Annotated in this window: 10 protein-coding genes and 2 tRNA genes; 2 read left to right on the plus strand and 10 right to left on the minus strand. The window is 59.4% G+C overall.

The window, feature by feature from the left end:
• Nucleotides 1-63 precede the first annotated feature (63 nt).
• The 9 genes from N018_RS22660 to rnr all read right to left on the minus strand — a co-directional run bounded on the left by N018_RS22660 (nt 64) and on the right by rnr (nt 13,315).
• The gene (locus N018_RS22660; protein ID WP_025390813.1) at nt 64-3,342 is read right to left on the minus strand and encodes a DUF2126 domain-containing protein; all 3,279 of its coding nucleotides are present in this window, start codon (nt 3,340-3,342) and stop codon (nt 64-66) included.
• A 345-nt stretch (nt 3,343-3,687) separates the two neighbouring features.
• The gene (locus N018_RS22665) at nt 3,688-5,997 is read right to left on the minus strand and encodes a YgiQ family radical SAM protein (RefSeq protein ID WP_025390814.1); all 2,310 of its coding nucleotides are present in this window, start codon (nt 5,995-5,997) and stop codon (nt 3,688-3,690) included.
• A gap of 107 nt (nt 5,998-6,104) precedes the next feature.
• Complete coding sequence (dnaB, locus tag N018_RS22670) at nt 6,105-7,499, minus strand: replicative DNA helicase (protein WP_024646413.1); 1,395 nt, start codon at nt 7,497-7,499, stop codon at nt 6,105-6,107.
• 123 nt (nt 7,500-7,622) lie between these two features.
• Nucleotides 7,623-8,069, minus strand: coding sequence for a 50S ribosomal protein L9 (rplI, locus tag N018_RS22675; protein ID WP_003317208.1), 447 nt, complete (start codon nt 8,067-8,069; stop codon nt 7,623-7,625).
• Between the two features lie 19 nt (nt 8,070-8,088).
• Nucleotides 8,089-8,985 carry a hypothetical protein gene (locus N018_RS22680; RefSeq protein ID WP_024646412.1) on the minus strand — a complete coding sequence of 299 codons (897 nt, stop codon included), beginning with the start codon at nt 8,983-8,985 and terminating at the stop codon, nt 8,089-8,091.
• A 39-nt stretch (nt 8,986-9,024) separates the two neighbouring features.
• The gene (gene rpsR, locus N018_RS22685; protein WP_002551829.1) at nt 9,025-9,255 is read right to left on the minus strand and encodes a 30S ribosomal protein S18; all 231 of its coding nucleotides are present in this window, start codon (nt 9,253-9,255) and stop codon (nt 9,025-9,027) included.
• A gap of 28 nt (nt 9,256-9,283) precedes the next feature.
• A complete protein-coding gene (gene rpsF / locus N018_RS22690) occupies nt 9,284-9,709 on the minus strand; it encodes a 30S ribosomal protein S6 (protein ID WP_002551828.1) in 426 nt (141 codons plus the stop codon).
• A gap of 214 nt (nt 9,710-9,923) precedes the next feature.
• Nucleotides 9,924-10,685 carry a 23S rRNA (guanosine(2251)-2'-O)-methyltransferase RlmB gene (rlmB, locus tag N018_RS22695; protein ID WP_024646411.1) on the minus strand — a complete coding sequence of 254 codons (762 nt, stop codon included), beginning with the start codon at nt 10,683-10,685 and terminating at the stop codon, nt 9,924-9,926.
• Nucleotides 10,682-13,315 (minus strand): ribonuclease R, encoded by a 2,634-nt coding sequence (gene rnr / locus N018_RS22700; RefSeq protein ID WP_024646410.1) that lies wholly within the window; start codon nt 13,313-13,315, stop codon nt 10,682-10,684. Before rnr ends, rlmB begins: the two co-directional genes overlap by 4 nt.
• A gap of 225 nt (nt 13,316-13,540) precedes the next feature.
• Here rnr and N018_RS22705 point away from each other — a divergent pair.
• Together N018_RS22705 and N018_RS22710 are read left to right on the plus strand one after the other, a co-directional pair.
• Nucleotides 13,541-13,627: transfer RNA gene (locus tag N018_RS22705), tRNA-Leu, on the plus strand.
• 160 nt (nt 13,628-13,787) lie between these two features.
• Nucleotides 13,788-13,874 (plus strand) — tRNA-Leu (locus N018_RS22710).
• A gap of 126 nt (nt 13,875-14,000) precedes the next feature.
• Here the strand turns inward: N018_RS22710 and N018_RS22715 are convergent.
• Nucleotides 14,001-15,935: a methyl-accepting chemotaxis protein gene (locus N018_RS22715; RefSeq protein ID WP_024646409.1), complete on the minus strand. Its 1,935-nt coding sequence runs from the start codon at nt 15,933-15,935 to the stop codon at nt 14,001-14,003.
• Nucleotides 15,936-16,088: the final 153 nt, after the last annotated feature.

Below are 16,088 nucleotides of genomic sequence, written 5' to 3' on the forward strand. Positions count from 1 at the left end.
CTTCAGAGTAGTGCAGTCAGATGTCACATCCGTGTGCATCTGACGCACAGAGCCACTGTTCTTTTAATGCAGACGCATATCCAGCGTCATCGGCAGCTCGTCGTTAATGTTGAGCGACGGAACGTCCAGTTTGCCGGGTGTGTGACCGATTCGGAAGAAACGTGACAGGCGACGGCTTTCCGCTTCGTTGGCGTTGACCGGTAAGGTTTCGTAGTTGCGGCCGCCCGGATGGGCGACATGATACTCGCAGCCGCCCAGCGAGCGGTGCATCCAGGTGTCGAGCAGGTCAAATACCAGCGGCGCGTGCACACCGATGGTCGGTTGCAGGCAGTTGGCCGGTTGCCAGGCGCGATAGCGCACGCCCGCGACAAACTCGCCGACCGTTCCGGTGGGCTGCAACGGTACGGGCACGCCATTGCAGGTCAGCAGATAGCGCTGCGGCGGCACTCCCGTGAGATGCACCTGCAATCGTTCCAGCGACGAATCCACGTAGCGCACCGCACCACCGGCCGAGCCTTCCTCACCCAGCACATGCCAGGGCTCCAGCGCCTGGCGCAGTTCCAGCTGGATGCCGTTGACCGCGTAATCGCCCACTTTCGGGAAGCGGAACTCCAGGTGCGCGGCGAACCAGTCGGCCTTGACCGGGTAACCGGCGGTATTCAGGTCGGCCACCACATCAGCGAAATCCTGTTCGATGAAGTGCGGCAGCATGAAGCGGTCGTGCAGTTGCGTGCCCCAACGCGCCAGCTTGGCCGGCGCATACGGCTCACGCCAGAAGCGCGCAACCAGTGCCCGCAGAAGCAATTGCTGGGCGAGGCTCATGCGCGCATGGGGTGGCATCTCGAAGGCGCGCAACTCCAACAGACCCAGACGCCCGGTCGCGCCATCCGGTGAGTACAGTTTATCGATGCAGAATTCAGCACGATGGGTGTTGCCGGTGACATCGATCAGCAGGTTGCGCAGCAGACGATCGACGACCCACGGGGCAACCTCTTCACCGGGCTCTGGCATCTGCGCGAAGGCGATTTCCATTTCATAGAGCGAGTCGTTGCGCGCCTCATCAATGCGCGGCGCCTGGGAAGTCGGGCCGATAAACAGGCCGGAAAACAGGTACGACAGCGAGGGATGGTTATGCCAGTAGCTGATCAGGCTGCGCAGCAGGTCCGGGCGACGCAGGAACGGCGAGTCAGCCGGGGTCGCACCGCCAAGCACGAAGTGGTTGCCACCGCCGGTACCGGTATGGCGACCGTCGATCATGAACTTTTCGGTGGTCAGGCGCGTGAGACGCGCCTGCTCATAGAGAAACTCGGTGCGTTCGACCAATTCGTCCCAGCTTGCGGAGGGCTGCACGTTGACTTCGATCACCCCCGGATCAGGCGTGATGCGGAAGTTGCACAGGCGCGGATCGCTCGGTGGCTCATAGCCTTCCAGCAGGATCGGGCATTGCAGCTCTTCGGCGGTCGCCTCGATCACAGCCACCAGTTCCAGGTATTCCTCAAGCTTTTGCAGCGGAGGCATGAACAGGTACAGACGCCCGTCACGCGCTTCGGCACAGAGTGCCGTGCGGGTCAGCCAGTCTGCGGACTCGTCGATCCTGGGTGCGCGCTCGGCATCAGTCTCTCTGGACTTGAGTTGCGAGGTGAGCGACTCACTGTCGGCCAGCTCAGGGAAGTCCTGGTTGTGGTCGGTCGGATGAATGAACGGATATTCAGCCGCCTTGACCCAGGGCTGGGAGGCCAGTGGCAGTCGATAACCCAGTGCAGAATCGCCCGGCACCAGACGACAGTGCTCGTCACGCAGATACCAGCGCCCGCTCTGCCAGCTGTCACCCTCTGCGCTACGCGCCAGCGGCAGGACCTGGCCAATCATCTTGTCCAGACCTTGCGCGAAGACCTTGCGAAGGCGCGCCCGCTCCAGCTCATCATCCAGCCGCGAATCTTCAGCGCTCACGTTCACCGGCAGCGCACCTTCGCGCCACAGGTAATAGAAATTGTCTTCGTAGGCCGGGAACACGAAACGACCCGGCAGCTTCAAGCGTTCGGCAACGCTGGCGAGGAAGCGCCCGGCCAGTTCACCGGTCGCGCCATAGTCCTGTGTTTCATCAGCGATCAGCGCATTGTTGCGCCAGACTGGCTTGCCGTCCTTGCGCCAGAAACAGTTCAGCGACCAGCGCGGCAGCTGCTCGCCCGGATACCATTTCCCCTGACCGAAATGCACGATCCCCAGCGGCGCGTAATGTGCGCGCATACGCTGAAACAGCTCGGCAGACAGTTCACGCTTGCGCGGGCCAAGCGCAGCGGTGTTCCACTCGGCGCCGTCGCGATCATCAATGGACACGAACGTCGGTTCGCCGCCCATGGTCAGCCGTACATCGTCGCGCAGCAGGTCGGCGTCAATCTGCCGACCTAGGGCCTGGATGTCCTGCCATTGCGCTTCGGTATAGGGCTTGGTGACGCGTGGCGCCTCCCAGATACGCTCGACCGACATCTCGTGGCTGAATTCGGTTTCGCATGGCTCGACCAGGCCGCTGATCGGCGCTGCAGAGGACGGCTCGGGGCTGCACGCCAGCGGAATGTGTCCTTCACCTGCGAACAGCCCGGACGTGGCATCCAGCCCGACCCAGCCCGCACCCGGCAGATACACCTCGCACCAGGCGTGCAGGTCGGTGAAGTCAACGTCGGTGCCGGAAGGTCCATCCAGCGCTTCGACGTCAGCCTTGAGCTGGATCAGATAGCCCGACACGAACCGTGCGGCCATGCCCAGATGACGCAGCAACTGCACCAGCAGCCAGGCTGAATCGCGGCAGGAACCCGAGGCGTTCTCCAGCGTGAATTCAGGGGTCTGAACGCCCGGCTCCATGCGGATCAGGTACGCCACGTCCTGGCTCAGGCGCTGATTGAGGCCGACCAGAAAATCGATGGCCGGGATCGGCTCGCGACTGATGCTGTCGAGATAGGCCTGAAATCTTGGCGTCAGCGGCAGCTTTTCGAGGTACGGCGCAAGCTCACGCTGCTCTTCACTGGCATACGTGAAGGGAATGTTTTCGGCGTACGGCTCCAGAAAGAAGTCGAACGGGTTGAAGACCGCCATCTCGGCGACCAGATCAACCTCGACGCGAAACTCGTTGGTCTTTTCCGGAAAGACCAGACGCGCGAGGTAATTGCCCTGAGGGTCCTGCTGCCAGTTGATGAAGTGGTTTTCAGGCAGGACCTTGAGCGAATAGGACAGCACGCGGGTGCGGCTATGCGCGGCCGGGCGCAGGCGAACGATCTGAGGACCCAATTCGACCGCGCGTTCGTAGCGGTAATGCGTGACGTGGTGCAAGGCAATATGAATCGACACGGCGTGCCTCCTGCGAGCCTGAACGGTAAATGAGCCGCGCAAGACTTATGCCATCCGGTCAAAGTCATGCGCCAATGACATCGGCATTGCCCGCCCGGCCAGACGCGGCACCAAAACTGTGCCAGCCAAACCTGACCGTGCAAGGGTCGCACAGTAATAAGGCAGACAGTGTGGCAGAGGGATTGAATGGGGGGGTGAAGAATTGTGGCCGTGACGCTGGAGCGTGAGGACCGAGAGGTGTCCGGGAGAACGCCTATCGTGCCCATGCTCCGCGTGGGTATGCCGTTCCGGACGCTCTGCGTCCGCTCTTTAGAAGACGGCGCCGGAAGCGGCTGACGCTCAGGGTTAGCGAGGCACCACTGGCTTGCGCTTCGCTGGCTTCGGACCTTTGCCTTTGGCTGCGTCCAGGCGCTCTTTGGCGGCCTGCTTGTTACGGGCCATTGCAGCAGCCTTGGCTTCTTCACGCTTGTCCCATGGCTTGCTGCCGTCGCTACCGCGTGGCGGCAGGCCGGTGTGCTGGGTCTGAATCAGCGTGGTCTTGGTATCCTTGCCAACCTTGTGGCTGCCAGCAGGCGTCGAGTTTTTACGACGGGCGCTTTGATAAGTGTCGGTCGCAGGCTGATGCAGCGGAATCAGTTGATCCTTGCCCGGCCCGATAAGGTCGGCACGCCCCATGCGTTCCAGCGCTGCACGCAGCATCGGCCAACCTTTCGGGTCGTGGTAGCGCAAGAAGGCCTTGTGCAGTCGACGCTGCTCTTCGCTCTTCACAATCGTGACCGCATCACTCTTGTAAGTAACCTTGCGCAGCGGATTCTTGCCGGAGTGGTACATGGCGGTAGCCGTCGCCATCGGCGAAGGATAGAACGCCTGCACCTGATCCGCACGGAAGCCGTTGCCCTTGAGCCACAGCGCCAGGTTCATCATGTCTTCATCGGTGGTGCCCGGGTGGGCGGCGATAAAGTAAGGAATCAGGTACTGCTCTTTGCCCGCTTCCTTGGTGTACTTCTCGAACATGCGCTTGAACTTGTCATAGCTGCCAATGCCCGGCTTCATCATCTGGTTGAGCGGACCTTCCTCGGTGTGTTCCGGGGCGATCTTCAGGTAACCACCGACGTGGTGCGTCACCAGTTCCTTGACGTACTCCGGCGACTCGACCGCCAGGTCATAGCGCAGACCGGAAGCGATCAGGATCTTCTTCACGCCCGGCAAGGCGCGAGCGCTGCGGTACAGCTGAATCAGCGACGAGTGATCGGTGTTCAGGTTCGGGCAGATACCGGGAAATACGCAGGACGGCTTGCGGCATGCCGACTCGATTTCAGGACTTTTGCAGGCGATGCGATACATGTTCGCCGTCGGCCCGCCCAGGTCGGAAATAACACCGGTGAAGCCTGGCACCTTGTCGCGGATCTCTTCGATCTCGCGAATGATCGACTCTTCGGAACGGTTCTGGATGATCCGGCCTTCATGCTCGGTAATGGAGCAGAACGTGCAGCCACCGAAACAGCCACGCATGATGTTCACCGAGAAACGAATCATGTCGTAGGCAGGAATCTTTTCCTTGCCGTAAGACGGATGCGGAACGCGCGCGTAAGGCATGCCGAACACGTAGTCCATTTCATCGGTGGTCATCGGAATCGGCGGCGGATTGAACCAGACGTCGACTTCGCCATGCTTCTGCACCAGCGCACGGGCGTTGCCCGGGTTGGTTTCCAGGTGCAGCACGCGGTTGGCGTGGGCATATAGCACAGCATCGTTGCGGACTTTTTCCACCGATGGCAGACGGATGACCGTCTTGTCCCGGGTCATGCGCGGGCTGGCAAGAATCTGCACCACCTTGGCTTCGTTCGGGTCTTCGACGTTGCCTTTTTCCTGCTCGATGGCGCAGGCCTGGGTGTCCTGAGTATTGACGTACGGGTTGATGATCTTGTCGACCTTGCCCGGACGATCAATGCGCGTCGAGTCGACTTCGTACCAGCCCTGCGGCGTGTCGCGGCGAATGAACGCGGTGCCGCGTACATCGGTAATGTCTTCGATCTTGTGGCCGTAGGACAGACGCTGGGCAACTTCGACAATCGCGCGCTCGGCGTTGCCGTACAGCAGGATGTCAGCACAGGCGTCGATCAGGATCGAGTTGCGAACCTTGTCCTGCCAGTAGTCATAGTGCGCGATGCGGCGCAGCGAGGCTTCGATGCCGCCCAGCACGATCGGCACATGCTTGTAGGCTTCCTTGCAACGCTGGCTGTAGACCAGACTCGCACGGTCTGGACGCTTGCCGGCCATACCGCCAGGGGTATAGGCGTCATCGGAACGAATTTTTTTGTCGGCGGTGTAGCGGTTGATCATCGAGTCCATGTTGCCAGCAGCGACACCGAAGAACAGGTTCGGCTCGCCGAGCTTCATGAAGTCGTCTTTGGACTGCCAGTTAGGCTGCGCGATGATCCCGACCCGAAAACCCTGGGACTCAAGCAGACGACCGATGATCGCCATGCCGAAAGACGGGTGATCGACGTACGCATCACCGGTGACGATGATGATGTCGCAGGAATCCCAGCCAAGCAGATCCATCTCTTCCCGGCTCATGGGCAGGAAAGGTGCTGGTCCGAAACATTCGGCCCAGTACTTGGGATAGTCAAATAACGGCTTGGCTGATTGCATGTTCAGGACCTACGTTTGCACGTTGGAAAAATCGCGGGCGCGGAATATAGCATATTTTTTGATCAAATCCGACGACAGTGGTCGGATTTGACGGGCTCGCCCAGCGATCAATCTTCGTCGAAGTTATAACTGCCGGGCGCCAGGTTCTCGAAGCGCGTGTATTTACCGATGAATGCCAGGCGCGTGGTACCGATAGGGCCGTTACGCTGCTTGCCGATGATGATCTCGGCAATGCCCTTGTGTTCGGTTTCCGGGTGATACACCTCGTCCCGGTAGACGAACATGATCACGTCGGCATCCTGCTCGATCGCTCCGGATTCCCGCAGGTCGGAGTTGATCGGGCGTTTGTTCGGGCGCTGCTCCAGCGATCGGTTGAGCTGCGACAGGGCAATCACCGGGCAGTTGAATTCCTTGGCCAGTGCTTTCAAAGAGCGGGAGATTTCGGAGATCTCGTTGGTACGGTTGTCGCCGCTGGAACCCGGAATCTGCATCAACTGCAGGTAGTCGATCATGATCATGCCGATTTCGCCGTGTTCGCGAACAATCCGGCGTGTCCGGGCGCGCATTTCCGACGGACTGATGCCTGCGGTGTCGTCGATGAACAGCTTGCGGTCATTGAGCAAGTTGACAGCAGACGTCAGGCGCGGCCAGTCGTCATCGTCCAGCCGACCGGCACGCACTTTGGTCTGATCGATACGGCCGAGCGACGAAAGCATACGCATGATCAGCGATTCGCCTGGCATCTCCAGCGAGTAGACCAGCACCACCTTGTCGCTGCGCAACACGGCGTTTTCGACCAGGTTCATGGCGAAGGTGGTTTTACCCATCGACGGACGGCCGGCGACGATGATCAGGTCGGCTGGTTGCAGGCCGCTGGTTTTCTCATCCAGATCGGTGTAGCCGGTGGACAGGCCGGTAATCGCGTTGTCACTGTTGAACAGGGTATCGATGCGGTCGATGGCCTTGGTCAACAGGTCGTTGACGCTGACCGGGCCACCGGTCTTGGGCCGCGCTTCGGCAATCTGGAAGATCTGCCGTTCGGCTTCGTCGAGAATCTCTTCGGCGGTTCGACCTTCAGGGTTGAACGCACTGTCAGCGATTTCGGTACTGATACCGATCAGTTGGCGCAATGTGGCCCGCGCGCGGACAATTTGCGCATAGGCCTTGATGTTGGCCACGGACGGCGTGTTTTTCGCCAGCTCACTGAGGTAACCCAGACCGCCGACTTGCGAGGTCTGGCCTTCCTTGTCCAGTTGCTCGGCAAGGGTCACCACGTCAATCGGGCTGTTCTGATCGGCCAACCGGGCAATAGCCCGGAAGATCAGGCGGTGGTCATGTCGATAGAAATCACCATCAGAGACTTGATCAAGCACGCGCTCCCAGGCGTTGTTGTCCAGCATCAGTCCACCGAGTACAGCCTGTTCGGCCTCGATGGAATGCGGCGGCACCTTGAGGGCAGCGGTTTGCAGATCGTATTGCTCGGGGGCGGAAATATCGTTCATGGCCACTTTAATTCGGGGTTTGCAGAATGGGGATGGCACAAAGACAAAGGGCACGACCTGTAAACAGGATCGTGCCCGATGTTAATCCTCTGACGTCAATGCCGCCAGACGATTACGTGTTGCTTAAGCAGCCACTACGACAACGCGTACGGTCGCTTCTACGTCGCTGTGCAGGTGCACGGCTACGTCGAATTCACCAACGTTGCGGATAGTGCCGTTCGGCAGACGAACTTCGCTTTTTGCAACTTCAACGCCAGAGGCGGTCAGTGCATCAGCAATGTCGTGCGTACCGATCGAACCGAACAGCTTGCCTTCGTCACCAGCGGTGGCAGTGATAGTCACTTCCAGCTCAGCCAGTTGGGCAGCGCGAGTTTCGGCAGATGCTTTCTTGTCTGCAGCCAGTTTTTCCAGCTCGGCACGACGCTCTTCAAACGCAGCCACGTTGGCAGCGGTTGCAGCGGTTGCTTTGCCGTAAGGCAGCAGGTAGTTACGACCGTAACCGGCCTTAACATTTACTTTGTCGCCCAGGTTGCCCAGGTTGGCGACTTTTTCCAGAAGGATCAGTTGCATGTGGAAATCCTCTTAACTTTTAACCTTCACCGTTCGCAGGACCATTGCCGGAATCTTTTGAACCCCGGCGACCGCGAAAATCAATCAGGCTGTCGACAATGGCAATTACCACGAGCAACGGATAAATCAGCTGCATGAACACCAGCAGCGTGATGTACATCCCTACCAGCCAGAACCGCGACAGGCGCTTTTCAGCGACCAGTCCGTGAATCAAGGCCAGCCCGGCGAACACCAGCGGTACGCTGCACAGCGGTGTAAGCATTGCTATCTGCGGACCGAAATTCGGCCCCACAAGCATGCACACCAACAGCGCCAACGCAGCCACCAGCGGGAGCTTCACGGCGCGAAATTCACGCCCGAAACCGCCAGGGTTGTACAACATCGCTTGCCAGTACCGCCCGATAACCAGGCACAACACACTGACGATTTGCAACACAGCCGCTATCAGGCCATTCAGGACGGGGGCAATCAGTGCTCCCAGACGCGCTCGCTCTTCTACGTTCATCTGCTCGTAGAGCCCGGCCAGCATTGTCGGCAGATGCTTCTGCAACTCCTGCGACATTGCTTCCAGAGGTTCGCGAAAAACCGTGCCCAGAATTACTGCATACACCACACCCAACGCCACGCTGACCAGCAGCGTGCGGACCCAGGACTCGCTGGCGCGCAAAACCATCGCCAAACCCAGCGAACCGGCCAGCACCATGGCTGTACGAGGTTCGCCGAAATACCACCAGACCAAGGCCGGTAGCAGAGCCCAGGACAGGACACCAACGGCATCACTGAACCCGCGCCGCAGGAGCACAAGGCAACCTGCGGCAGCACTCAACCAGAACAACAGCGGCAATGCCGCACATCCAGCCACTACAAGAGTGGCCTGCATACGGCCGCGCATGATGAATTCAGCCAGGGCACGCATGCTTTCTATCCTTTGTTACGTTTTGTCGACTACCTGGTCTCAGCGGCCGTGGCTGTCGGTGTAGGCCAGCAGGGCCAGGAAGCGGGCACGCTTGATAGCGGTGGCCAGCTGACGCTGATAACGTGCTTTGGTACCAGTGATACGGCTTGGAACGATTTTGCCGGTCTCGGATACGTAGGCTTTCAGAGTGTTGAGATCTTTGTAATCGATCTCTTTGACGTCTTCAGCGGTGAAGCGGCAGAATTTACGACGACGGAAGAAACGTGCCATGTAATTGGCTCCTCAAAAGGTCCGTGGATTACTCGTCAGCGTTATCGCTAACGTCGCTGTTGTCGCCGTCATCGCCATCGGCGCTGTCGGAGTGCTCAGGACGGTCACGACGCTCACGGCGCTCACTGCGGTTCTCTTCAGCCTTGAGCATCTCGGACTGGCCGGTTACGGCTTCGTCGCGGCGGATGACCAGGTTACGGATCACAGCATCGTTGTAACGGAAGTTGTCTTCCAGCTCGGCCAGAGCCTTGCCAGTGCATTCAACGTTCAGCATCACGTAGTGAGCCTTGTGAACATTGTTGATTGCGTAAGCCAGTTGACGACGGCCCCAATCTTCCAGACGGTGGATTTTGCCGCCGTCTTCTTCGATCAGCTTGGTGTAACGCTCTACCATGCCGCCGACTTGCTCGCTTTGATCCGGGTGGACCAAAAAGATAATTTCGTAATGACGCATGAATGCTCCTTACGGGTTGTAGCCTGCCGCTCAAAAGCGGTCAGACAAGGAGTGAATGACACTGTTGGTCTTGCTCAGGGACAGGCACATGCGCGCCTGCCGTGACAGCAAGGGGCGCAATTGTAGAGAAGGGTCACGGGAGGCGCAAGGTAATTGGTGAATTATTGAGCAGATCGCGAGAGGCGACCTGCTCACCCAAAAGCCAGCGGGAAAATCAGGATTTCTTGCCAGCAGCCTTGACACTACGCTGGCGCAGCGCTTCGAACAGACACACGCCGGTTGCAACCGACACGTTGAGGCTGCTGACGCTACCGGCCATCGGCAGGCGCACCAGATAATCACAGTGCTCGCGGGTCAGGCGACGCATGCCCTTGCCTTCCGCACCCATGATAATAATCGTCGGGCCGGTCAGGTCCTGCTGATACAGCTCGACCTCAGCCTCGCCCGCCGTACCGACAACCCACAGGCCACGCTGCTGGAGTTTTTCCAGCGTGCGCGCAAGGTTGGTCACGGCGACCAGCGGGATGACTTCGGCCGCACCGCAGGCGACTTTACGCACCGCAGGTGTCAGCGTTGCAGACTTGTCCTTGGGCACAATAACAGCCAGCGCACCGGCCGCATCGGCAGTGCGCAGGCAGGCGCCAAGGTTGTGCGGATCGGTCACACCATCGAGCACCAGCAGCAACGGTGGACCTTCGCTGCGGTCAAGCAACTCGTCGAGCATCGCCTCGCCCCAGACCTGGCTCGGGCTGACGTCGGCCACCACGCCCTGATGCACGCCTTCGACCCAGGCGTCCATTTCGCGGCGTTCAGCCTGACCGATAGTCACGCGATTCTCGCTCGCAAGCGCTACCAGCGTCTGCACGCGAGGGTCATTACGACCCTCGGCCAGCCAGATGTGCTTGACGCGTTTCGGGTGGTGACGAAGCAACGCTTCTACAGCATGTACGCCGTAGATTTTTTCCAGCTGACTCATGACTTGGCCTTGGGTTTACGAGCGCCGCTGCTTTTTGCAGCCGGCGCGGAGCCCGTCTTCGACGAGCCTTTACGGTGCTTGCTGGCCGGCCTGTCCGATGAAGGCGCAGAGCCAGACCTGTCAGACTTTCCCGACGACGCCTTGCTACCACCCTTCGCGTCTGCCAAAAGAGCTTTTTTCAGCTCGCGACTTTTACGCACTTCAGCGTTTTTTGCCGCCGCATCGCTTGGGCGATACGCTTCGGGACTGCTCTCTTTGGTAGAGGCTGCGCGGCGTCCGGACTTGGCAGGTGCCTTGTCCTTTTCAGCCGTGGTTGTGGCAGCAGGTGGCGCGGTGTCATTGCCACGACGCTTGCGACCCGTCGGCTTCGCAGCCGCTGCAGCTTCGGAAATCTCGAAATCGATCTTGCGCTCGTCCAGATCGACACGCATGACGCGCACTTCAACGGTGTCGCCCAGGCGGAAGTTACGCCCGGTACGCTCACCGGCAAGGCGGTGATGCAGTGGATCGAAATGGTAGTAGTCACCCGGCAGCGCGGTGACATGCACCAGACCTTCGACATAAATGTCGGTCAGCTCGACGAACAGGCCAAAGCCGGTCACGGCCGTGATCACACCCGGGAAAGACTCGCCGACGCGATCTTTCATGTACTCGCACTTGAGCCAGTTCACCACATCACGCGTGGCTTCGTCGGCACGGCGCTCGCTCATCGAGCATTGTTCGCCCAACTGGTCGAGCAACGCGTCGTCGTACGGATAGATGCGCGCTTTCGGAATCGTTGCAGCACCGGCACGACGGACGTGCGGGGTGTCCTGCTTGGAGCGGATGACGCTGCGGATCGCACGGTGCGTCAGCAGATCCGGGTAACGACGGATCGGCGACGTAAAGTGCGTATACGCTTCGTAATTCAGACCGAAGTGACCATTGTTGTCGGAGCTGTAGACAGCCTGACTCAACGAACGCAGCATCACAGTCTGGATCAGGTGGTAGTCCGGGCGATCACGAACGGTCTCAAGCAGTGCCTGATAATCCTTCGGCGTCGGACCATCCTTGCCTTTGTGCAGGCTCAAACCCAGCTCACCCAGGAACGCGCGCAGTTTTTCCAGGCGTTCCGGTGGCGGGCCGTCATGGACGCGGTACAACGCAGGTATCTCATGCTTCTTCAGGAACTGCGCAGTGGCCACGTTGGCAGCCAGCATGCACTCCTCGATCAGCTTGTGAGCATCATTGCGAGTGGTCGGACGGATTTCGGCAATCTTGCGCTCGGAGCCGAAGATGATGCGGGTTTCCTGCGTTTCGAAATCAATCGCGCCGCGTACATGACGCGCGCCCAGCAATACCTTGTACATGGCATAAAGCTGTTTCAGGTGCGGGACCACATCGCCGTATTCGCCACGCAGGCTTTTCGCCTCGGCGGTTTTTGGCTGCTCCAGGATCGTGCTGACCTTGTTGTAGGTCAGGCGAGCATGGGAGTGGATGATGCCTTCGTAGAACACATAGTCCGTCATCTCGCCAGTCTTGGAGATGGTCATCTCGCAGACCATGGCCAGACGGTCGACATGCGGGTTCAGCGAGCAGAGGCCGTTGGACAGCTGCTCTGGCAACATCGGTACGACGCGCTCGGGGAAATAAACCGAGTTGCCGCGCACCTGGGATTCAGCGTCCAGCGCCGAACCGATCTTCACGTAGCTCGATACGTCGGCAATCGCCACGTAGAGCTTCCAGCCACCGGAGAACAAGCGCAGCTTGCCCGGCTTGGCTTCGCAATAAACCGCATCGTCGAAGTCGCGGGCATCTTCGCCATCGATGGTCACGAACGGCAAATGACGCAGGTCGACGCGGTGCTCCTTGTCTTTCTCTTCGACTTCCGGCTTGAGCTTCGCAGCTTCCTTGAGTACGGCTTCTGGCCATACATGCGGGATGTCGTAAGTGCGCAACGCGACGTCGATTTCCATGCCGGGCGCCATGTAGTTACCGACAACCTCGACCACATCACCTTGCGGCTGGAAACGCGGGGTCGGCCAGTGAGTGATTTTCACTTCTACGAACTGGCCGATCTTGGCGCTGTTGTTACGGCCCGGGGTGACCAGCACTTCCTGCTGGATTTTCGGGTTGTCCGGAACAACGAAGCCGATGCCGCTTTCTTCGAAGTAGCGGCCGACGATGGTTTCGTGAGCACGCGAGATCACTTCGACGATCACGCCTTCGCGGCGACCGCGACGATCAAGACCGGATACCCGTGCCAGCGCCCGATCACCGTCGAACACCAGACGCATTTGCGCCGGGCTCATGAACAGGTCATCGGAGCCGTCATCAGGGACCAGAAAACCGAAGCCGTCGCGGTGGCCGGATATGCGACCCAGAATCAGGTCCAGCTTATCCACAGGCGCGTAAGTGCCACGGCGGGTGTAGATCAACTGGGCGTCGCGCTCCATCGCACGAAGGCGACGGCGCAGGGCCTCGAATTGATCCTCGGTGGTCAGGCCGAATTCTTCGACCAGTTGCTCGCGACTTGCCGGCGAACCGCGCTCGGCAAGGTGCTGCAAGATCAGCTCGCGGCTGGGAATAGGGTTTTCGTATTTTTCCGCTTCACGAGCGGCCTCGGGATCGAGGGACTGCCAATCGGCCATTAGATAGTTTTCACCTTGTATATATAGGGGTTAGTTTGGCATAGACCTCATGAAACGGGAAATTTCACGCTCAAACCGCTTATTAAAAAGCCTGCTTAACAGTGCTGAAACACCCGAAACACGCCGCCCACGATTTTTTTGGACTTTTTTTCACTGCCGGGGTTTACAGCCTAAAATGTGCTCCGTATAGTGCGCGCCATCGACAGGCTGATGCTTGTTGATACTGCCCAGATGGTGAAATTGGTAGACACGCCAGCTTCAGGTGCTGGTGACCGCAAGGTCGTGGAAGTTCGAGTCTTCTTCTGGGCACCAATTCAGGCAACAGACTACAACAGTCTCAAGCCTCACAAAAACCCGCGAAAGCGGGTTTTTGCATTTTCCGGCTTTGATTATTAAATCAAAACAGGGGTTTACAGAGTAAAACGATGGCCGTATAGTGCGCCCCATCAACGGCGTACACGCTGTTGATGCTGCCCAGATGGTGAAATTGGTAGACACGCCAGCTTCAGGTGCTGGTGACCGCAAGGTCGTGGAAGTTCGAGTCTTCTTCTGGGCACCAATTCAAACAAAACCGAGCCACTGGCTCGGTTTTGTGCTTTCAGGGGTTTGAACTTTCCAGGTTTTGAAAGTGTTCTGCCCCTGCATGTGTACAGCGCCACATCAGGTGACGCCCTACACGAAAGCCTCAAGCCCTGAATTGCCCAAGGCTCGCCTTCAACTGTGCAGCCAGCCCGTTGAGCACCTTGCCGCTGGCCGTCGTTTCTACCACTGCCTTGGCAGCACGCTCGGCCTGAGCGTGAATCACCTCTACCCGACCGCGCACCGCCTGAGCCCCTTCGGCCTGATGAGCAGCAGCCTGCGTCGCGAGGCCAATAGCTGCGTGCACCTGCTCTACGGACGTCTGCACTGTCTGCTGTCGTTTAACGCTATCGCGCAACACCTCCAACCCCTCCTTGGCCTGACGCCCGGCAATGCCGATGGCGGCAACCGCTTCTTTCGCACCGCGCTGCAAGGCCACGATGTGCTCCTGGATATCGCCGGTCGAGCTTTGCGTCTTGCTGGCCAGCGCACGCACCTCATCAGCCACTACCGCAAAGCCCCTGCCCGTCTCGCCCGCGCGCGCCGCTTCGATTGCCGCGTTCAGTGCAAGCAGGTTGGTCTGCTCGGCAATACCGTGAATCACTTCCAGCACAACTTCGATCTGCTGGCTTTGCCGCGCCAGACGCTCGATCACCTGCGCACCGGTCTCGACCTGCCCGGCCAGCGCCTCGATCAAACCGCCCACCTGATTGGACGTGCGGGTATTTTCATCGGTCGCCTGCTTGATATCGATAACCTGACGCAAGGCCGCCTGCATCGCATGGCTTTCCGACTGCGCCTCGTCAGCCATCTGCTCCAGAGCCTTCAAACTGGCCGCCACTTCATCTCGCTGCAACTCCGCCGCCGCATCGGCACCCGCGTTGCGCTCGCTCATGACGCCGATTTCCACACCAGTGCGCTGCGCCACCTCGCCCGCTTCGCGCACGATCGGCTGCAGCTTGTCGATGAAGCGGTTGACCGCGGCCGACATGTCACCAATCTCGTCATTGCTGTCCAGCTTGACGCGCTTGGTCAGATCGCCCTCACCCGCCGCCAGATCATTCAGCGCCGCGATCAGCAGATGCAGCTTGCTGACCACACGACGCCCCAGCACAACAGCCAGTAACAACAGCACGCCAAGGCCGACCAGCGCCAGGCCCATGCCGATCCGCCAGCGCAGGGTTTCCGCCGCTTCCTGCACCGCAACACGGGTATTGTCGGTCATCGCAGTCGCGGCTGACTGAGCGGATTGCAGCCGGGTACGCAAGGCCGTCGAGCTGTCTTTGGAGGCGCCGGCAAGGCTGTCTGAGACCAGTTGCTCACCGCTGGTGATCAGCGTCGCAAAGCGCTTGTCCAGTGCCGCTAGGTTTTCCTCGACCGTCGCCGTGGAAACGCCCATGCGCACCTTGCCTATTTCCACACCGTTAGGGCTGATGGACGCCTCGACGTAGTACACCGAAGCATCGTTTTTCGCCGCATTCAGGATCTTGTCCATCGCCCGCTCGCCTTCGCCCTTGGCGAGTAGTGCCTTGACCAGCGGGTTATCGCGGTTCATGTAGCGGGTAAGGTGCTCGCCTGCGGCATCGTCATAGACCACGAACAGCACATTGGGATTGCGCTGTGCACGTCGGGCAAACTCGGAGAGGGTTGGCGTATCGTTGTCCCACATGGCTCGCGGAGCAACGGCGGCCAGCAATTCGGCCAGATCGGTAGCGGAACCCTTCAGGTCTTTTTCCAGCGTCTCACGCAATTGCGCCTGCTCATCTTTCAGGCGCGTCGACAGTCCGACGCTCAGACGCTGACGGGTACTGGCAGAAAGTGCATCGAGGCTCGATGTCACTTCGCTACTCGCCAGCTCCAGCTCGGAGGAAAGGTGTTGCGAATCTACCCCTAGACGCGTGGCAAGATCAGCTTCAAGAGCCGTGACTGTGCTCCGGGTAAGCGCAACCGCCACCACGACCTGCACCAAAAGGGCGATGCCCAGCGCAATGAAGACCGGGCGCAGCAGACGACTTTGCAAAAGAGACAGGACAGCTGACACAGGAGAATCCTTCCGCCATGAGCGCCATTAAAATGATGGCACTTTTCTGTCATCTTTGTAGCAAGCGCCGTGCCGTGACACAAGTCTCACTTTTGCCGAATTTGCTGCGCCACACACAGGAACCAAAAAGGGCCGCAAATGCGGCCCTTTTTT

Source organism: Pseudomonas syringae CC1557, assembly GCF_000452705.1.
GTDB classification, from domain to species: Bacteria; Pseudomonadota; Gammaproteobacteria; order Pseudomonadales; family Pseudomonadaceae; genus Aquipseudomonas; species Aquipseudomonas syringae_F.